The sequence below is a fragment of the Micromonospora sp. NPDC005252 genome (assembly GCF_042872475.1).
GTDB lineage: Bacteria > Actinomycetota > Actinomycetes > Mycobacteriales > Micromonosporaceae > Micromonospora.
Genome location: NZ_JBIAKN010000003.1, coordinates 635,262 through 650,386, shown reverse-complemented (window position 1 = coordinate 650,386; position 15,125 = coordinate 635,262). Strand labels below are relative to the sequence as shown.

Below are 15,125 nucleotides of genomic sequence, written 5' to 3'. Positions count from 1 at the left end.
GCGACGAAGGGTGTCCGCCGGACCGGGTACGCTCCGCCGGCCGTTGGCCACCGGAGGAGCCCCGTATGCCGTACACCCCTGACCTGGACCGGTTGTTGACGCCGGGTGCCCGCTTCACCGACGAGTACGGCGCGTACCTGATCGAGGCCCATCCCGTGGATGACGTCGTGCTGCCCACCGGCCGGGTGGTCGGGTGCGACCCGCTGGTCTGCCCGGAAGCCGAGCCGTACACGGTGACTGTCGCGCCGGGGCGGTATCCCGCCCGCGCCTGGGTGGCCGTGGTGCTCCGGGAGGGCGCCGAGGTGGACCGGCGGGTGGCCGCGCTGCAACTGGTGGTCTCCGACGAGCCGGCGATTCGCTGGGAGCCGGCCGTCGCGGGCGACCAGGACGTCGCCGCGCTCGGCCCGGACGACTACTTCGGGTACGGGGTGGACGCGGGCGCCGGCACGCTCGCCGACCCGACGGCGCTCGCCGTCCTCGACGGCTGGGACCACGACCAGGTGGAGGAGGTGTTCATCCCCGAGGAGCTGCCCGTCTCGCCGGTCCGGGGTCTGATCACCGCAGTCCTCGACGAGGCCACCGGCGCCAATGTCGTCACCGTGGCCACGGGTTGGGGGGACGGCTGCTACGGCACCTGGATCGGGCGCGCGGCCGACGGGGGCGTGACGTCGTTCGTGACCGACTTCATGGTGATCCCGAAATAACGTCCCGCGAGGGCGTCGCTGGGCGATCCGAGGCATCCGGGGCGGGCACGGCAGGCCGCCGTGCGGGTACCGTGTGCGTCGGCTTTCCCCCCGGCACCGGGTGCCGGCCACACCTTCGCAGCAGGGAGTCGACGACGTGAGCGAGCGCACGCAGGAGAACCGGTCGGAGGGCCAGAGCCCGGCGACGAAGGCGGGTCGGCGGCTGGCCGCCCAGCTGGCCGCGCAGAAGGCCGCCGAGGCGAAGCGCCGCCGCCAGGCGTGGGCGGGCGGCCTCGCCGGCGTCGCCGTGATGGCGCTGCTGATCGGCGGTTTCGTGTGGATCGACCGGAACCGGAGCGACGACAAGCCGGCCAACCAGGCAGGTGCGACCCCGTCCGCCTCCGCCCCGGCCGCGGACGCCCCCACCGCGCCCCCGGCTCCGCAGCTGCCCGCGGGCGCCGACCCGGCGCTGGGCACCAAGCCGACGGTGGCGGCGGGCAAGGGTGAGCTGAAGAAGCTCACCGTCACCCCGGTGATCAAGGGCACCGGCCCGGCGGTGAAGAAGGGCCAGACCATCACCACCAACTACGTGGGCGTCTTCTTCAAGGACGGCAAGGAGTTCGACTCGTCCTGGAACGCCGGCCAGCCGGCCAGCTTCCCCATCGGCGTGGGTCAGGTCATCCCCGGCTGGGACCAGGGTCTGGTGGGCGTGACCGTGGGCAGCCGGGTGCAGCTCGACATCCCGGGCGAGCTGGCGTACGGCAACGACGAGGCCAACGCCAACGGGCGTCCGACCGGTCCGCTGCGCTTCGTGGTGGACGTGCTCGCCGCCCAGTGACCCGTCCGGATCGCCCCGGTTGTCGCCGCGGCGCGATGGACTTGTTCACATGGGGCTTCCTGCCCGTCACCCTCCGGCAGTAGGTTCGGCGTCACCCCGGGCGGCCCGCCGTCCGGGGTGACCATGCGGACCCGGGACGCGGAGGTGCACGTGACGGCGCTGGACGAGCCCGGGCGGACCGCCCGGCTGCTGTGGACGCACTTCGAGCCGGTGCACGCGGTCACCTACTTCCACCCTCGGGCCCGGGCGGCGCACGAGGCGGTCGGGCTGCGCGGCTACTGGCGGGGCTACTTCGCCGGCCGGGCCGCGCCGCTGGGCGCCGCCGAGGCCGCCCCGGTCATCGCCGCATTCTTCAATTTCGCACCACCCATGGTGAGCCGGGCCCTGCCGGCGGTCTGGCGGCTGGCCACCCCGCAGGAGGCGCTGCGCGCCCGGCTGACCGGCGCCGTGCAGGCCCTCGCGGAGCTGACCTACGAGCTGCCCGAGGCGCACCTGGCCGAGGCCGCCGACCTGCTGGAACGGGCCGCCTCGGCGGCGCAGACCGCCGGTCGGGTGCTCGGCGCGGCCAACGCGGCGCTGCCGGTCGGGGAATACCCTCTCGCCCGCCTCTGGCAGGCCGCGACCACGCTGCGGGAGCTGCGGGGCGACGGGCACATCGCCGCCCTGGTGGCCGCCGGCCTGGACCCGGTGGAGACGCTGGCCTGGCGGATCGCGGTGGACATGTCGGCGGAGAACCTGCTCGGCCGGGGCTGGTCCGAGGAGCAGTGGCGGGCCGCCCGCGAACGGTTGGCCCAGCGCGGCTGGCTGACCGGGGACGGCACGGCCACCGACGTCGGTCACGCCGGGTTCCAGGCGATCGAGGACGCCACCGACCGCGCCGCCGCACATCCGTGGCGGGCTCTCGGCCCGGACGACACCGACCGGCTGCGTGAGCTGCTGGAGCCGATGGCCCGGTCGTGTCACACGGTGATCCCCCCGAACAGCCCGATCGGCCTACCCGCGCTGCCCGGCTGACCGGCGGTCCGCCTCTCGGGCAGGATGGGCCCGTGGTGGATGCGGTGGTTTTCGACCTGGACGGCGTGATCGTGGATTCCGAACCGGTCTGGGAGGAGGTCCGGCGGGCGTACGTGGCGGCACACGGTGGGTCCTGGCAGCCGGACACCCAGCGCCGGCTGATGGGCATGAGCACCGGGGAGTGGGCCCGCTACCTCAGCGGTGAGCTGGGCGTGCGCCGCAGCGCCGAGCAGGTCGCCGACGAGGTGGTGCGGGAGATGGCCCGACGCTACACCGAGCACGTACCGCTGATCGACAGTGCCGACGAGGTCGTACGCCGGCTGGCCGCGCGGTGGCCGCTGGGGTTGGCCAGCTCGTCGCCGACCCGGCTGATCGCGGCGGCGCTGGACGCCACCGGCCTGACCGGCGCGTTCGGCGCGACCCTCTCCACCGAGGAGACCGAGCGGGGCAAGCCGGCGCCGGACGTGTACCTGACCGTCGCGCGGCGCCTCGGCGTCGACCCGACCCGTTGCGCGGCCGTGGAGGACTCGTCCAACGGCGTGCGGTCGGCCGCGGCGGCGGGGATGAAGGTGGTGGCGGTGCCCCACGGGTCGTACCCCCTCGACCCGGACGCCGCCGGGCTCGCGGTCGTGACGCTGGGGTCGATCGGTGAGTTGACGCCGGAGCTGGTGGAGGGGCTGGGTTGACGCGGGCCGAGCGGGGTAGGAGCCACGAATGAAAGCCATCGTGTACGAGCGCAACGGCGACCCTTCCGTGCTGGAGCTGGTCGACCGGCCGGTGCCGGAGCCGGGGGCCGGCGAGGTGCTGGTCCGGCTGGCGGTGTCCGGGGTGAACCCGACGGACTGGAAGTCGCGGCGTGCCTTCCCGCCGGACGGGTGGCAGATCCCCGGGCAGGACGGCGCGGGCGTGGTGGAGGCGGTCGGCGAGGGGGTCGACCGTGAGCTGATCGGCGAGCGGGTCTGGATCTGGGAGGCTGCCTGGCAGCGGCCGTGGGGCACCGCCGCGGAGTACACGCTGGTGCCGGTGCGGCAGGCGGTTCCCCTGGGCGACGCCTCGTTCGAGTTGGGAGCCAGCCTGGGCATCCCGTTCCTCACCGCGCACCGCTGTCTGACGGCCGGCGAGTTCATGCCCGACGCGCTGCGCGCCGGTGCGCTGGCCGATCACACCGTGCTGGTGCAGGGCGGGGCGGGCGCGGTCGGCAACGCGGCGATCCAGCTCGCCCGCTGGGCCGACGCGACGGTGATCGCCACGGTGAGCAGCGCGGAGAAGGGGCAGCTCGCGGCGGCGGCCGGCGCCTCCTACGTCATCAACTATCGAGAGCAGGACGTGGTCGAGGAGGTCCGCAGGATCGCTCCCGACGGGGTGCACACGATCGTGGAGGTCTCCCCCGGCCGGAACGCCGCGGTCGACGCCCAGGTGCTGCGGCACGGCGGCGCGGTCTGCATGTACGCCGACGACGGCGGGGGCGAGGTGACCATCCCGATCCGGCCGATGATGGCGCCGAACGCCCGCTGGCAGTTCGTGCTGGTCTACACGGAGCCGAAGGCGGCCAAGGCGCAGGGTGTGATCGACGTGGCGGCGGCGGCCAGCCAGGGCGGCCTCCGGGTCGGCGCGGACGCCGGTCTGCCGCTGCACCACTATCCGCTTGCCGACACGGCGGCCGCGCACCAGGCGGTCGAGGACTCGGCGGTGGGCAAGGTGCTGATCACCACCAGTGACGCCTGAACGGGTCGCTGGACACCCGATTTCCCCGTCATCAGGACAGACGCGAACAAGTTTCGCAACAATGACGGTGCGGGATCACCCCGTGTGGAGCGGGCGGCCCCGGCGCGGTGCGAACGCCGGGGCCGCCCCTGGGGAGGAATGTCAGGAGTACTCCTCTGCCCAACAGGCGACAGTGCCCGGTAAAACGTTACGGTGCTGTCAGCTCCCGGACAGTCAGCTCACCGTCGGCGTACCGCGAACGGACGACCTTCTTGTCGAACTTGCCGACGCTGGTCTTCGGCACCGTGTCGATGAACGCCCACCGCTCGGGCAACTGCCACCGGGCGACCGAGCCGGCCAGGAAGTCCCGCAACTCCTCGGCGGTCACCGACGCACCCTCGCGGACCACCACGGTCGCCAGTGGCCGCTCGTCCCACCGCTCGTCCGGCACGCCCACCACGCACGCCTCCAGCACGGCCGGGTGCGCCATCAGCGCGTTCTCCAGCTCCACCGACGAGATCCACTCGCCGCCGGACTTGATCACGTCCTTCGCCCGGTCGGTAAGCGTGATGTACCCGTCCGAGGAGAGCATGCCCACGTCGCCGGTACGCAGCCAGCCGTCGCGGAACTTCTCCTCATCCGGGGCGTCGTCACCGACGTACCGCGCGGTCACCCACGGCCCGCGGACCTCCAACTCGCCCACGGCCGTGCCGTCGGCGGGCAGCGGCTCGCCCAGCGGCCCGACGATGCGCGCCTGCACCCCGGCCGGCACGCGACCCTGCGTGTAGCGGTAGCGCCAGGCCTGCTCGCCGGTCGCCCCGGCGGGCGGGCGGGAGACCGATCCCAGCGGCGACATCTCGGTCATCCCCCAGGCGTGGATGACGTCGATCCCGTGCCGCTCGTCGAACGCGTGCATCAACGCCGGCGGGCAGGCCGAGCCACCGACGATCACCTCGGTGAGCGAGGACGTGTCCACCTCGTGGCTGTCCAGGTAGGCCAGCAGGTCGGTCCAGATGGTCGGCACCGCGCCGGCCAGGGTGGGCCGCTCGGCGGCGATCATCTCGGCGATCGGCGCGGCCTGGAGAAACCGGTCCGGCATGATCAACGACGCGCCGGAGAGGAACGCCGCGTAGGGCAGGCCCCAGGACATGGCGTGGAACATCGGCACGATGGCCAGTTCCCGGTCGGTCGGCCCGAGACCGAAGCCCTCCGGCATGCAGACCTGCAACGAGTGCAGGTAGATGGACCGGTGCGAGTAGGCCACGCCCTTCGGGTTGCCGGTGGTGCCCGAGGTGTAGCAGAGCGCTGCGGCGTCGCGCTCGTCGACCTCGGGCCAGTCGTACACCTCGGGCCGGTCGGCCAGCAGCGCGTCCCAGTGGTGCACGGTGATCCGGTCTCCGGCGGCCGCCACCAGCGGGGCCGGGTCGCCACCGCCGACCACCACCACGTGCCGCACCGTGTTCAGCTCGCCGATCACCCTGGCCAGCAGCGGGATGAGCGTGCTGTCGACCAGCACCACCCGGTCCTGCGCGTGGTTGGCGATGTAGGTGAGCTGGTCGGGAAAGAGCCGGAGGTTGAGGGTGTGCAGCACCGCGCCCATGCTCGGCACCGCGAAGTAGGCCACCAGGTGCTCGTTGTTGTTCCACATGAAGGTGGCGACCCGCTCGTCGCCGGTGACGCCGCACTCGTCGCGCAGCGCGTGGGCCAACCGGGCGGCGGTGCGGCCCACCTCGGCGTACGTCATCCGGCGGGGTTCGGCGCCCGTCCAGGTGACCACCTCGGCCGTGCCGTGCACCCCTGCGCCGTGGTCGAGGATCCGGGAGACCTGCAGGGGGGCGTCCATCATCGTGCTACGCATGGGTAACAAGCTAGTGTCGGCGGTCACACGTTGGGAACCCCCGTAAATTGTCGCAGGTGAGCATCTCCTGGGCCGACTCATACGTAGGGCAGTTGCGCGCGCTCGCCGGCGACCGGACGCTGATGTTCGTCGGCGCCCGTGCCGTGGTCAGCGACAACGCGGGGCGCATCCTGCTCATCCGACGCTCGGACAACGGTCAGTGGGCCATGCCCGCCGGGGCGATGGAGCTGGGCGAGTCGATAGCCGACTGCGCGGTCCGCGAGGTCCGCGAGGAGACCGGACTGCGGGCGCTGCGGGTCTGCGCGTTCGCCCTCTACACCGGCCCGGACCGGACCAGCACCAACATGTACGGGCACACGTACCAGGTCTTCACCACGGCGTTCAAGGTCGAGGAGTGGGACGGGCAGCTGACCCGGGTCACCGACGAGACCACCGACGCCGGCTTCTTCCCCCGCGACAGGTTCCCCACACCGCTCTCCGGATCGGTGTTGGAAACCCTGGCCGACCTGGACGTCTTCGAGCAGACCAACCGGCTGATCCTCAAGTAGGGCGGTGCTGTGCGCTCGTGCAGCTCCTTGACGGCAGGGTCGGCCGTCGCTTCGGTGATGTTCCAGAAATAGCTCTCTGATCTGGCTGGAGTCGGAGCGCGACGGGGCACCGCTCATTCGGGAGTGTGCCCGTCGTCGCGGAGCCGTCCCGGCGATCGGCCGAGGACGGTCAGATCATCGTCTGGGACTTGGCGTTCATGTCGGCGGCCGCCTCGTCCTTGGATTCGCGGGTCAGCGGCTTGCCGCCCGGCGCCGGAGCCTCACCGCCGAGCGGGTCGGCCCCGCCCTTGGCGCCCTGCGGACCGGCACCCCGCAGCTCGTTGTTCGGCAGCGCCAGGGTCACCAGCACCGCCACGATGGCGACGAGCCCGGTGGTCAGGAAGACCAGGTGCAGCGACTCCACGAACGACGCCTGGATGGCGGCCCGGACGGCGCCGGGCAGGGCCATGATGGTCGCCGGGTCGTTGATCGAGATGTTCGTGCCGCCACTCGCCGCGACCGCGGCCCGCTGCTCCGGTGGAAGCTGGGCGATCGCACCGGGCAGCCGGTCGGCGAGCTGCGAGTTGAGCCGCGACGAGAGCACCGTGCCGAGGATCGCCACCCCGAACGAACCACCCAGCGACCGGAAGAACGTCGCCGACGAGGTACCGGCGCCCAGGTCGCGGACGGAGACCGCGTTCTGCACCGCAAGGACGAGCGACTGCATGCACAGACCGAGGCCGACGCCGATCACCACCATGAAGCCGAACGCCACCCAGAGCGACGTACCCACCTGCAACCGGGTGAACAGCAGCATGCCGACCAGCAGGGTGACCGCCCCGGCCACCGGGAACCACTTGTACCGGCCGATCCGGCTCATCGCCCGGCCGGTGAGGATCGAGGTCACGATGATGCCGGCCATCATCGGCAGCATCAGCAGACCGCTGCGGGTCGGCGAGGCGCCCTTGACGATCTGGAGGTACAGCGGAATGAAGATGATCGACCCGAACATCACCAGACCGAGCACGAAGCCGGCGGAGTTGGCCAGCGCGAACGTGGCGCTGCGGAACAGCCGCAGCGGCAGGATCGGCTCGGCGACCCGCGCCTCCTGGAGCACGAAGAGCACGGCCAGCACCGCACCGGCGACGAAGAGGCCGATGATCAGCCCGGAACCCCACGGGTACTCGTTTCCGCCCCAGCTCAGCGCGAGCAGGAGGCAGCTCACCGCGGCCACCAGCAGGCCGGCGCCGAGCCAGTCGATCGCGTGGTCCCGGCGCTCGAAGGGGATCAGCCGCATCACGTGGTAGCAGACCACGATGGCCAGGATCGCCAGCGGCACGTTGATGTAGAAGATCCACCGCCAGTCGGTCTCGGCAAAGTACCCACCGACCAGCGGGCCGGCCACCGACGCGATGCCGAACACCGCCCCGAACAGACCCTGGTAGCGGCCTCTCTCCCGAGGTGAGACCACGTCCGAGATGATCGTGAACGCCAGCGTCAGCAGACCACCGGCACCGAGCCCCTGGAGGCCCCGCGTGACGATCAGCTGGGTCATGTTCTGCGACAAGCCGGCCAGCAGCGACCCGAGCAGGAACGTGCCGATCGAGAAGAGGAAGACCGGGCGACGCCCGTACAGGTCGGCCATCTTGCCGTACAGCGGGGTCGACGCGGTCGAGGCGAGCAGGTACGCCGTGACCACCCACGAGTAGTGGTTGATTCCACCCAGCTCACCGACGATGGTCGGCAGGGCCGTGCCGACGATGGTCTGGTCGAGGGCGGCCAGCAGCATGCCCGTCATCAGGCCCAGCATCAGCAGCCGGATCTGCTGGCGATTCAGTACCGGCGCGGCAGAGGCTTCGGTGGTCATCAAGCCCTCTTTCCCGACCACCGGAGAACATGCCCGATACCCGAGAAAAACCCCACCGGTCCCATACCCCCACCCCGCCGCCACCCCGCCGCCACCCCGGTCGATCATGAAGTTGTTGCCACGACACGCCGGGTGAGCCGGCAATAACTTCATGATCAACAGGGTGGGGGTGGGGGGTCAGGGGGTGGTGAAGGTTTGGGTGATCTTTGCGCAGAAGGCGGGGAGGTCGTCGGGGTTGCGGCTGCTCGTCAGGTTGCCGTCCGTCACGCACTCCTCGTCGACCCAGGTGGCGCCGGCGTTGGTCAGATCCGTGCGCAGGCTGGGCCAGGAGGTGATCCGCCGGCCACGGACCACGTCCGCCTCGATCAGCGTCCACGGGCCGTGACAGATCACCCCGACCGGCTTGCCGGCGTCGAAGAACGCCTTCACGAACCGCACCGCGTCCGGGTCGGACCGCAGGAAGTCCGGGTTCGCCACCCCGCCCGGCAGCACCAGCGCGTCGTACCCGGCGGCGTCCGCCTTGTCGACGGTGACGTCCACGTCGTACGTCTTGGACTGGTCCAGGTGGTTGAAGGACTGAATGGAACCGGCCTTGAGCGAGACCAGCTCGGCAGTCGCGCCGGCGTTCTCGACCGCCTCGCGCGGCTGGACGTACTCGACCTCCTCGACGCCGTCGGCGGCCAGGAAGGCGATCCTCTTGCCCTGCAGTGTCGCTGCCATCTCGGTACATCTCCTCTCCGGGGTACCTCAATTCCCTTCCCGGCCTCCAACGCCCGAAACACCCCACGTCGGTACGACGGGCACCCCGTCGACGAGGGTGGGACGAAAGGTCGCGGACCCGCGGCGCAGCCGGTCCCGGCGCGGGGTTTGTCCGGAGGGCCGCTGGGGACCCGGGGAGGCATGGCAGGAGCAGCAGCGGAACAGCGCCGGCTCGCCACCGTCGTGGAGAGCTGGCTCGGGCGCCCGGTCCTGATCGTCGGCGACGCCATGCTGGACGAGTGGCGGTTCGCCGACTCCGACCGGCTCTGCCGGGAGGCGCCCGCCCCGGTCCTCACCCTGCGCCGACGGATCTCCGCCGCCGGTGGGGCCGCGAACACCGCGGTCAACGTCGCCACCCTCGGCGGTCGGGCCGTGCTGGTGGCGCCGGTCGGCGCCGACGTCGCCGGCGACGAACTGCACGACTGTCTGGACCGGGCCGGCGTCTGGGACCGTACGGTCAACCAGCCCGGTCGGCCCACCCCCGTGAAGCGGCGGATGCTCGCCGGCAACCAGATCCTGCTCCGGGAGGACTCCGGCGACGCGGACGACGCTCTCGACCCGGACGGGGTGGACCGGCTGCTCACGGCGCTGGACTGCGCCACCGAGGAGCTGCGCGCCGCTGCCGGCGGAGAGGCGCCGACCCTGGTGGTCTGCGACTACGGTCTGGGTGCGCTGTCCGCGCCGGTCCGCGCGTGGCTGGTCGAACAGCGCGAGCGGTACGCCACGGTCGCGCTGGACGCCCACGACCTCGCCGACTGGCGAGGGCTCGCGCCGACGGTGGTCACCCCCAGCTTCGCCGAGGCGACCCGGCTGCTGGCCCGTGCCGGTGGCCCGAACCGTTCGACCGCCGGCACCGACCTGCACCTGGAACACCCCGACAACGATCCGGCCGACGGGCCGTCCGAGCTGAGCGTCGGCGCCGCTCCGGGCGGGGCCCGCGCGGACGACCGGCCCGGCCCGGTCGGCGAGCCCACCCCGAGCGAGGGTCGGGTGGCCCTCACCGGCGACGGCCTCAGCGTCACCGGCACCGGCGTCACAGTGAACACCGAGGCCGGAGCGGGCGTCGACCGGGCCGTACTGGCCGAGTCGCGCCTCGCCGAGCTGCGCGCGCACACCGGCGCGGACGTGGTCGCGGTGACCCTGGACACCGACGGCGCGGTGGTCGGCGGCGCGGACGGGGAACGGCGGCGCAGCCACAGCATCCCGGTCCCCGCGAGCCACGCGGTGGGCGCGGGAGACGCGTACCTGGCGGCGATGACGCTGGCCCTGGCCGCCGACGCGCCGCTGCCCACCGCCGCGCAACTCGCCCAGCTCGCGGCCACCATCACCGTGTCCGACACCGGCACCTGTGTGTGCCTGCGCAACGACCTGCTGGCCGCCCTCGACATGCCACCGGAGACCGTCGGGCACCCGGCGGTGGTCGGCACCGACGAACTGGACGCGATCGTCGCCGAGCATCGCGAGGCGGGCCGGTCCGTGGTGTTCACCAACGGTTGCTTCGACGTGCTACACCCCGGGCACGTGCGCTACCTGGAACAGGCCCGTGCCCTGGGCGACCTGCTCATCGTGGCGGTCAACTCGGACGGCAGCGTACGCCGGCTCAAGGGGCCGGACCGACCGGTCAACCCGGTCGAGGACCGAGGCGCCCTGCTGGCCGCGCTGTCCTGCGTGGATCACGTGGTGGTGTTCGAGGAGGACTCGCCCGCCGCGCTGATCGAGGCGGTCCGGCCCGACGTGTACGTCAAGGGCGGCGACTATCCGCCGGAGCTGGTGCCGGAGGCGCCGCTGGTACGCCGACTCGGCGGTCAGGTGCGCACGCTGGGGTACGTGCCGGACAGGTCCACCTCGGCGATCATCGACCGGATCCGGTCACACAGCCAGGACCCGTCGTCGCACGCCACCGACCCGTCGCTGAGCCCCCGCACCCAGGCGTCGTGAACCGGCCCCTCGCCCTCGGCACCCCGGCGGAGTTCCGTGCCGACCGGCTGGTCGACGTGTTGGTCCCGACCCGTAACCGGCCCGCCGAACTGGCCGTCACCCTGGCCGGGCTCGCCGCCCAGGGCGGGGTTCCCGGCTTCGGCGTGGTGGTCAGCGACCAGTCCGACGGCGATCCGGCGTACGCCCACCCCGCCGCGGCCACCATGGTCCGGGCGCTACGCCACGCGGGCCACCCGGTGCTGTTGACCCGCCGGCTGCCGCGCCGCGGGCTGGCCGAGCACCGTGCCTATCTGCTCGCCGCGTCCTCCGCCCGGTACGTGCTCAACCTCGACGACGACGTCTGGCTGGAACCCGGGGCGCTGCACCGGCTGGTCACCGCGATCGAGGAGCTGGGCTGCGGGTTCGTCGGCAGCGGCGTGCACGGCCTGTCGTACACCGAGGACGTACGACCGGACACACACCGGCACTACGAGGAGTGGGCCGGCCGGCCCGTCCCGGAGCGGATCCGGCCGGGCACCGCCGAGTGGGACCGGGCCCGCATCCACTCGGCGGCCAACCTGCTGCACGTCACCGCCGAGCTGGCGCTGCCGCCGGGCGCGTGGCGGGCGTACAAGGTGTCCTGGATCGGCGGGTGCGTGCTCTACGACCGGGCCAAGCTCGTCGACTCCGGGGGCTTCGACTTCTGGCGGCGGGTGCACGAGAGACACCAGGGCGAGGACGTGGCCGCCCAGCTCGCGGTGCTGGCCCGCCACGGCGGGGCGGGCATCCTGCCCAGCGGCGCCTACCACCTGGAGACCCCCACCACGGTCACCGAACGGGACGTGGAGGCGTGGGAGGTTGTCCTCGCCGACGAGGACACCCCACAGCCGGCCTGAGCGCCGCCTACGGGCTGAGCAGTTCGCGGGCCGATTCCAGCACCTCGGCCACCGGCACGTCGATGACGAACGAGTCGCGGTGCGGGCACTCGCCGTCGCCCGGCCGGTGCGGGTAGATGCCCGGCGTGCAGTCCACGCCGCAGACCGGGCAGTGCACCGTCCAGGAGCTGATCGGCCGGTGCCGGCCGCGCAACGGCGTCGCCGTGTTGATCAGGTTGCCGACCCAGAAGATGCCCACCGTCGACGTGCCCACCGCGGCGGCCAGGTGCAGCGGGCCGGTGTCGTTGGAGACGACCAGCGCGCAACCGGCGTAGCAGCCGGCCAGCCCGCCGAGACTGAGCGTGCCCACCTGCGGCCGGACCGGCACCCCCGCCGCCGCGGCCACCTGGTCCACCACCTCCCGCTCGGAGGGCGTACCGGTCACCAGCACCTCGTACCCGTCGCCGTGCAGCGCACGGGCCACCTCGGCGAACCGCTCGGCCGGCCAGCGGCGGCGGGTGTCGGAAGCGCCCGGATGCAGCGCCACCCGAGGGCGGGCCGGCGGGCCGAGCACCTGCTCGGCCTCGGCCCGGTCCGCGTCGGTGACCGCGAGCGTCGGCACGATGGTGGTCGCCGGAGCGCCCACCAGGGCCACCGCCTCCAGATAGCGGATCACCTCGTGCTGGTAGTACACGTAGCGGACCCACCGGTCCAGCGGCGGCGCGTCCTCGGCGCGCAACCCGACCGTCACCCGGGCACCGAGGCGGCTGATCAACGGGTTGGAGTTCGCGCCACCGCCGTGGGCCTGCACCGCCAGGTCGAAACCCTCGCCGCTGGCCGCCGTCACGAAGTCGTCGATCGTGGACGCCGGCTCACCGGCCTCCGGCTCCCGGATGCCGGGGCCCGGCGGCACCACCAGCACCCGGTCCACCGGGCCGGGCCGGTCGCGCCAGAGCTTCGCGTGCCACGGCGCCCCGAGCAGCACGATCTCCGCCGAGGGGTACGCGGCGCGCAACGCGTCCAACGCCGGCAGAACGAAGATGAAGTCGCCGAGGGCGTTGGCGCGCAGCACCGCGATCCGGCGCACGTCTTCGACTCGCCCCGCCGTCGGGCCGAGCAGGGACGGGGTGACCACGTGGCGCGCTACTCCCGGTCGATCTCGCCGACGCTGTCCGGGTGGTGCAGCTCCCGGTCCGCGGCGGGATCGGCCGCTATCGGCGTACCACCGGAGAGGCCGCCCGAGCGCGGCCCGGCGCGGCCGACGGTGATGGTGCGCGCCGTGGGTCGCGCCGCCCGGGGCAGCCGGACGCGCAGCAGCCCGTGGTCCATCACCGCGTCGATGCCCTCCGGGTCGACCCGGGACGGCAGGTCGATGCGGTACTCGAAACCGCGCGTCTCGAAGCCCCCGGGAATGCCCTGATCGGCGTTGACCTCCGCCTCGGAGCGGGCCCGCACGCACAGCTCGCGGTCGTCCAGCTCGACGGCCACCTCCTCGGGCGCGACGCCCGGCAGCCGAACGACGACCTGCCAGCCGTCCGCGGTCTCGGTCAGCTCGACGTCGGACGACCCGGCCCGGCCGCCGACCAGCCGGCTCAGCTCGGCGCGCAGCGACTGCAACTCGCCCATCGGGTCCCAGCCCTGTTGCCGGCCGCGCCACCCCCGGCCGAAGCCGCCGGTCTGCTGCTGCTCGCTCATCGCACGTCTCCGATCCGCCGGGTGGCCGTGGTGGGCCGCAGTGAGCTGGGCGCATCCAGACCGGCGTCGCGGTCGACGCCCACACCGAGCCGGTCGACCAGTTCGCCGCCGAGCCAGGCGCTGATGCCGAGGATCGCCACCGCGACGACCTCGATGGCGATCAGCGCGCCGCCGGCGGCCCGCGAATCGGCGTTGAGCCGGACGACCCACACGGCGGCGAAGAGCAGGATCACCGCGACGTTGGCGCCCGCGTGCAGCAGACCCACCCGCTTCGCGCGGGTGCCGGTCGGGATCGCCAGCAGGTCGAACGAGCCGGCCGCCGCGGCGAGCAGGCCGCCGATCAGGCCGACGGTGATGTTCCAGTACGCGACCTCGCCGAGGAAGTCCGGCCCGCCGACCGTGTCGATGATGTCGAAGAGCACTGCGGTGACCAACAGCGCGACCGGGAACATGACAAGCATCGGATGGACTGGGTGCCCCAGCACCTTGAGTCGGCTCTCCATCTCCCGGCCTCCACTGGTCGGCTTCTCCGCGGACGGTACGAGCGGCGGGCGTGTCGGGTGAGGCCGTACCCCGGGCGACCGGGGGCAAACCTCGCGCTGGCCACGCGGGCCTAGGCTGGCGACGGTGGCGCCGCCACCCGGGTCAACGGCTGGGGGAGGATCGCGTGACGGTGGAGATCACTTCGCACGAGGAACTGCGCGAGCTGCTCGGCACGCCGAGCGCGCGCGCCGCCAACAAGGATCGCGCCCGCCTGCACGAGCGGGACCGGCAGTGGCTCGCCGCCGCGCCGTTCTGCCTGATGGCGACGGCCGGCGCGGACGGCAGCTGCGACGTCTCCCCCAAGGGCGACCCGGCCGGGTTCGCGCTGGTGCTGGACGACACGACCATCGCGCTGCCGGAGCGGCCGGGCAACAAGCGGGCCGACGGCTACCGCAACATCCTGGACAACCCGCACGTCGGGCTGCTCTTCCTGATCCCGGGTCGCACCGACACGCTGCGCATCAACGGGCGGGCCCGCCTGGTACGCGACGCGCCCTGGTTCGACGACATGGTCGTCAAGGGGCACCGGCCGGTGCTCGCCGTGGTGGTGGAGATCGAGCAGATCTTCTACCACTGCGCGAAGGCGTTCCTGCGGTCCGCGCTGTGGCAGCCGGAGACCTGGCAGCCCGACGCGCTGCCGACCCGCGCACGCCTGATCAAGGAGGTCGAGGGGCCGCCCGAGAGCCTGGAGGACCTGGAGAGGCACTACGGCCCGGAGTACGCCAAGAAGATCTACATCTGACGCCGATCCGTCGCGGTCAGGCCGACCAACCGGCGGAATCACCGGACGACTCCCCGGCCTGTCCTCCGGGCCAGGCAGCCGACGAGTAGACGCCCAGGTCACG

15 protein-coding genes are annotated in these 15,125 nt (G+C 72.7%); 9 read left to right on the top strand and 6 right to left on the bottom strand.

The genetic code is table 11. The annotated features are described in order from the left end of the window. Positions 1-65 precede the first annotated feature (65 nt). The 5 genes from ACFYPH_RS12670 (at position 66) to ACFYPH_RS12650 (ending at position 4,260) form a co-directional block, all read left to right on the top strand. Positions 66-704: a DUF4241 domain-containing protein gene (locus tag ACFYPH_RS12670; protein ID WP_387181373.1), complete on the top strand. Its 639-nt coding sequence runs from the start codon at positions 66-68 to the stop codon at positions 702-704. A 100-nt stretch (positions 705-804) separates the two neighbouring features. Next, a complete protein-coding gene (locus ACFYPH_RS12665) occupies positions 805-1,521 on the top strand; it encodes an FKBP-type peptidyl-prolyl cis-trans isomerase (protein ID WP_354854735.1) in 717 nt (238 codons plus the stop codon). 123 nt (positions 1,522-1,644) lie between these two features. Further along, complete coding sequence (locus ACFYPH_RS12660; protein WP_387181370.1) at positions 1,645-2,535, top strand: hypothetical protein; 891 nt, start codon at positions 1,645-1,647, stop codon at positions 2,533-2,535. After that, entirely contained in the window at positions 2,532-3,221 is a 690-nt protein-coding gene (locus tag ACFYPH_RS12655; protein ID WP_387181497.1) for an HAD family hydrolase, read from the top strand. Before ACFYPH_RS12660 ends, ACFYPH_RS12655 begins: the two co-directional genes overlap by 4 nt. 28 nt (positions 3,222-3,249) lie before the next feature. Further along, positions 3,250-4,260 carry an NADPH:quinone reductase gene (locus ACFYPH_RS12650; RefSeq protein WP_387181368.1) on the top strand — a complete coding sequence of 337 codons (1,011 nt, stop codon included), beginning with the start codon at positions 3,250-3,252 and terminating at the stop codon, positions 4,258-4,260. Between the two features lie 187 nt (positions 4,261-4,447). On the opposite strand, the gene ACFYPH_RS12645 is transcribed toward ACFYPH_RS12650, so the two are convergent. Beyond that, positions 4,448-6,097 (bottom strand): fatty acid--CoA ligase, encoded by a 1,650-nt coding sequence (locus ACFYPH_RS12645; RefSeq protein ID WP_355065481.1) that lies wholly within the window; start codon positions 6,095-6,097, stop codon positions 4,448-4,450. A 56-nt stretch (positions 6,098-6,153) separates the two neighbouring features. On the opposite strand from ACFYPH_RS12645, the gene ACFYPH_RS12640 reads away from it, so the two are divergent. Continuing rightward, entirely contained in the window at positions 6,154-6,645 is a 492-nt protein-coding gene (locus tag ACFYPH_RS12640) for an NUDIX domain-containing protein (RefSeq protein WP_354854727.1), read from the top strand. A 169-nt stretch (positions 6,646-6,814) separates the two neighbouring features. Here the strand turns inward: ACFYPH_RS12640 and ACFYPH_RS12635 are convergent, their stop codons facing one another. After that, positions 6,815-8,491 (bottom strand): MDR family MFS transporter, encoded by a 1,677-nt coding sequence (locus tag ACFYPH_RS12635; protein ID WP_387181364.1) that lies wholly within the window; start codon positions 8,489-8,491, stop codon positions 6,815-6,817. A 177-nt stretch (positions 8,492-8,668) separates the two neighbouring features. Next, a complete protein-coding gene (locus tag ACFYPH_RS12630) occupies positions 8,669-9,211 on the bottom strand; it encodes a type 1 glutamine amidotransferase domain-containing protein (RefSeq protein ID WP_354854723.1) in 543 nt (180 codons plus the stop codon). Between the two features lie 180 nt (positions 9,212-9,391). On the opposite strand from ACFYPH_RS12630, the gene rfaE2 reads away from it, so the two are divergent. Further along, entirely contained in the window at positions 9,392-11,188 is a 1,797-nt protein-coding gene (gene rfaE2 / locus ACFYPH_RS12625; protein ID WP_363936819.1) for a D-glycero-beta-D-manno-heptose 1-phosphate adenylyltransferase, read from the top strand. Beyond that, positions 11,185-12,063: a glycosyltransferase gene (locus tag ACFYPH_RS12620; RefSeq protein WP_387181360.1), complete on the top strand. Its 879-nt coding sequence runs from the start codon at positions 11,185-11,187 to the stop codon at positions 12,061-12,063. The genes rfaE2 and ACFYPH_RS12620 overlap by 4 nt, the downstream gene beginning before the upstream one ends. Positions 12,064-12,070: 7 nt before the next feature. Here ACFYPH_RS12620 and ACFYPH_RS12615 read toward each other — a convergent pair whose 3' ends face one another. Genes ACFYPH_RS12615 through ACFYPH_RS12605 form a run of 3 tightly spaced genes read right to left on the bottom strand, consistent with a single transcriptional unit; the run spans position 12,071 to position 14,240 of the window. Beyond that, positions 12,071-13,177 carry a glycosyltransferase family 9 protein gene (locus ACFYPH_RS12615; protein WP_387181356.1) on the bottom strand — a complete coding sequence of 369 codons (1,107 nt, stop codon included), beginning with the start codon at positions 13,175-13,177 and terminating at the stop codon, positions 12,071-12,073. An 8-nt stretch (positions 13,178-13,185) separates the two neighbouring features. Next, positions 13,186-13,737: an Hsp20/alpha crystallin family protein gene (locus tag ACFYPH_RS12610; protein WP_354854716.1), complete on the bottom strand. Its 552-nt coding sequence runs from the start codon at positions 13,735-13,737 to the stop codon at positions 13,186-13,188. After that, positions 13,734-14,240, bottom strand: a complete 507-nt coding sequence (locus ACFYPH_RS12605; protein WP_354854714.1) for a DUF2231 domain-containing protein — start codon at positions 14,238-14,240, stop codon at positions 13,734-13,736. The genes ACFYPH_RS12610 and ACFYPH_RS12605 overlap by 4 nt, the downstream gene beginning before the upstream one ends. Positions 14,241-14,404: 164 nt before the next feature. Here ACFYPH_RS12605 and ACFYPH_RS12600 point away from each other — a divergent pair, with 164 nt between their 5' ends. Continuing rightward, positions 14,405-15,022, top strand: a complete 618-nt coding sequence (locus ACFYPH_RS12600) for a pyridoxamine 5'-phosphate oxidase family protein (RefSeq protein WP_387181353.1) — start codon at positions 14,405-14,407, stop codon at positions 15,020-15,022. Positions 15,023-15,125: the final 103 nt, after the last annotated feature.